Source organism: Zoogloea ramigera (assembly GCF_006539865.1).
GTDB classification, from domain to species: Bacteria; Pseudomonadota; Gammaproteobacteria; order Burkholderiales; family Rhodocyclaceae; genus Zoogloea; species Zoogloea ramigera.
In genome coordinates this window covers 1-3,837 of sequence record NZ_BJNV01000137.1, presented here as the reverse complement: position 1 = coordinate 3,837, position 3,837 = coordinate 1, and the positions used below count along the sequence as shown (strand labels likewise).

General features: G+C 63.5%; 2 protein-coding genes. Both read right to left on the bottom strand.

Annotated elements, in window-relative coordinates; translation table 11 throughout:
* Positions 1-3,066, bottom strand: a 3,066-nt coding sequence (locus ZRA01_RS19975; protein ID WP_141355124.1) for an efflux RND transporter permease subunit, incomplete at its 3' end; no start/stop codon positions are given.
* Positions 3,067-3,079: 13 nt separating this feature from the next.
* Positions 3,080-3,837, bottom strand: a 758-nt coding sequence (locus ZRA01_RS19970) for a copper-binding protein (protein ID WP_174851634.1), incomplete at its 5' end; no start/stop codon positions are given.

Genomic DNA, 3,837 nt, shown 5'->3' with positions numbered 1-3,837 from the left:
GGTCAGCACCGTCGAGGAGATCATTCCGCCGACCATCGGCGCGGCGATGCGGCTCATCACCTCGGAGCCGGTGCCCGTCCCCCACATGATCGGCAAGAGGCCGGCCATGATGGCGACGACGGTCATCATCTTCGGCCGCACGCGCTCGACAGCGCCCTCCATCACGGCTGCGTAGAGATCACTGACGTTCGGACTGCGGCCACTCTCGCGGCACGTCGCCTTCACGGCTTCCCAGGCATGGTCGAGATAGATCAGCATCACCACGCCGGTTTCCGCCGCCACGCCGGCCAGTGCGATGAAGCCCACCGCCACAGCCACCGACAGGTTGTAGCCGAGCAGCCACATCAGCCACACCCCGCCGACCAGCGCGAAAGGCACGGACAACATGACGATCAGCGTTTCGGTGATGCGCCGGAAGTTCAGATAGAGCAGCAGGAAGATGGTCAGCAACGTGATCGGGATGACAACCTTCATCTTCTCGATGGCGCGCTCCATGAACTCGAACTGACCGCTCCAAGTGACGTAGTAACCCGGCGGGAACTTGATCTGCTCGGCGACCGCCTTCTTCGCATCGGCCACGTAACCACCGATGTCCCGATCGCGGATGTCCACGAAAATATAGGCCGACAACAAGGCGTTCTCCGTGCGGATGCCCGGGGTACCTTTCTCCACCTTGACCTTCGCCAACTGCCCCAGCGGCACCATCGTCCCCCCCATGGTCGGCACCAGCACTTCACGGGCAATCTGCTGCGGGTCGGAGCGCAGCTCGCGCGGGTAGCGCACCGTCACGCCAAAGCGCTCACGCCCCTCAACGGTGGTGGTCACCATCTCACCACCCAGCGCGCTGCCGATCACATCCTGCAACTCGCCAACGGAAAGACCGTAGCGGGCCAGTTGCTCCCGGTCCGGTTCGATATTGAGGTAGAAGCCGCCAGTGATGCGCTCGGCAAAGGCACTGGTGGTGCCCGGCACTGCCTTCACCACGGTCTCGATTTCCTTGGCCAGCTTCTCCATCTCGTCCAGATCCTTGCCGAAGACCTTGATGCCGATCGGCGTGCGGATGCCGGTGGACAGCATGTCGGTGCGCGCCTTGATGGGCATCGTCCAGGCGTTGGCCACGCCGGGAAACTGCAGCGCCTTGTCGAGCTCTGCGATCAGCGTGTCGGTCGTCATGCCCGGCCGCCATTCGGCTTGCGGCTTGAGGTTGATGACGGTCTCGAACATCTCGGTCGGTGCCGGGTCGGTGGCCGTATTGGCACGGCCGGCCTTACCGAAAACCGATTCGACCTCCGGGAAGCTCTTGATGATCTTGTCCTGGGTCTGCATCAGCTCGGCGGCCTTGGTGATCGACATACCCGGCAGGGAGGCCGGCATGTAGAGCAAAGTGCCTTCGTTGAGGGTCGGCATGAACTCGGAGCCCAGGCGGGACGCCGGATAAACCGATACGGCCAGGACGATCACCGCGAGGGCGATGGTCAGCTTCTTCCAGCGCATCACCGCGGCGATGATCGGCCGGTACAACCAGATCAGCACCCGGTTCACCGGGTTCTTCGCCTCCGGCATGATCCTGCCGCGGATGAACAGCAGCATCAGCACCGGCACCAGCGTCACCGACAGAATCGCTGCGCCGGCCATCGAGAAGGTCTTGGTGTAGGCCAGCGGGGAGAACAGCCGGCCTTCCTGGCCTTCCAGCGTGAATACTGGCAGGAAGGAGACGGTGATGATCAAGAGCGAGAAGAACAGCGCCGGACCCACTTCCTTGCAGGCGGTCAGCATGGCCTCGAAGCGTTCAGCCGTGGAGTGGCCCTCCGGCAATCTCTCCAGGTGCTTGTGGGCGTTCTCGATCATCACGATGGCCGCATCGATCATCGCCCCGATCGCGATGGCGACGCCCCCCAGACTCATCAGGTTGGAGTTCATGCCCAAGAGGCGCATCGCGATGAAGGCCATCAGCACGCCCACCGGCAGCATCAGGATCGCCACCAGGGCGCTGCGTACATGGAGGAGGAAGACCACGCAGACCAGCGCCACAATGATCGATTCTTCGATCAGCGTGCGCTTTAGGGTTTCGATGGCCCGATGGATCAGTTCCGAGCGGTCGTACACCGTCTGCACCATAACGCCCTCCGGCAGGCCGGGGCCGATCTCGGCAATCTTGCCCTTCAGGTTATGGATGACTTCCAGCGCATTCTGACCATAGCGGGCCATCGCGATGCCGGCCACCACTTCGCCTTCGCCGTTGAGTTCGGTGAGCCCCCGACGCTCGTCGGGTGCCAGCTCGACCCGTGCGATGTCGCGGATCAGCACCGGCGTGCCCTTGTCGGCCTTGACCACCAAGCGTTCAATATCGTCCTTGCCGCGCAGGTAGCCCTTGCCGCGCACCATGTACTCGGTCTCGGCCATTTCCACCACGCGGCCACCTACATCCCGATTGGAGTCGCGGATCACCTGGGCGATCTTCATCAGCGGAATGCCATAGGCGCGCAGCTTCACCGGATCGACAGTGACCTGGTAGGTCTGCACAAAGCCGCCTATCGAAGCGACTTCGGCGACGCCGTGGGCCTTGGCAAGCTGGTAGCGCACATACCAATCCTGGATCGTGCGCAGTTCGGCGAGGGTCTTGTCCTTGGCCAACAGCGCGTACTGGTACACCCAGCCGACACCGGTCGCATCCGGCCCGATCTGCGGCGTGATGCCCTTGGGCATGCGCCCTGAGGCAAAGTTGAGGTATTCCAGCACCCGCGAGCGGGCCCAGTAGATGTCGGTGCCATCCTCGAAAATGATGTAAACAAAGGAAGCGCCGAAGAACGAAAAGCCGCGCACCACCTTCGACTTGGGCACCGACAGCATGGCCGTGGTGAGCGGATAGGTGACCTGGTCCTCGACCACCTGCGGCGCCTGGCCGGGGTATTCGGTGTAGACGATGACCTGCACGTCGGACAGATCGGGCAGCGCGTCGATGGGGGTGCGCAGCACCGCAAAGACGCCGGCGGCGAGAATGAAAAGCGTGGCGAGCAGAACCAGGAAGCGGTTCCGGCCCGACCAGTCGATGATTTTGGCCAGCATGATGGATCCTGTGTCAGTGGCCTGCGTGAGGATTGGCAGCCGGCGCCGACGTGGCTGCTTTGCCGGCGGGGGCCGCCGAGGTGATCACCCATTCGCCGGGCTGGCGCTCGACGAACTCGACCTCCACCTTGAGGCCCGGCTTCAAGGCCTGCAGCAGTGACGGATTGGTCACCTTGAACTCCATGGTCATCGCCGGCCACTTGAGGCTGGCGACAGGGCCGTGATTCAGGCTGACCGTCCCGTCCTTGGCATCGACACTGTCCACCGTCCCTTCGGCCCGGTGTCCAGCCGCCTGGGGCGCCGGCGCAGGCTTCTCGCTGTCCTTGCCGGGCTTCGGTGCGCCGCCATGGCCCGAATGCCCAAAGCCGCCGACCGCTGCTTTCAGGTTGCTTTCCGCATCGATCAGGAAGTTGGCGGCAACGACGACCTTTTCGCCGGCCTTAACGCCATCCATCACTTCGATATGGTTCTCGCTACGCCCACCCAGCTTCACGTCCCGCGGCTCGAAGCGCCCTTCGCCGTGCGCGATGAGGACGATCTGGCGGGTGCCGCTGTCGATGACAGCCGAATTCGGCACGGTCACGACCTGTCCCTTGCCTCCTACCGGCACCTCTACCTGCGCAAACATCGCGGGCTTCAGGAGCTGGCCGGGATTGGCCAGTTCAACCCGAACCGGCACCGTCCGCGTTTCGGGATTGAGGGTCGGGTAAACATAGGTCACGCGGCCCTCGAAGACCTTGTCCGGGTAGGCATTGATGCGCACCTTCGCCA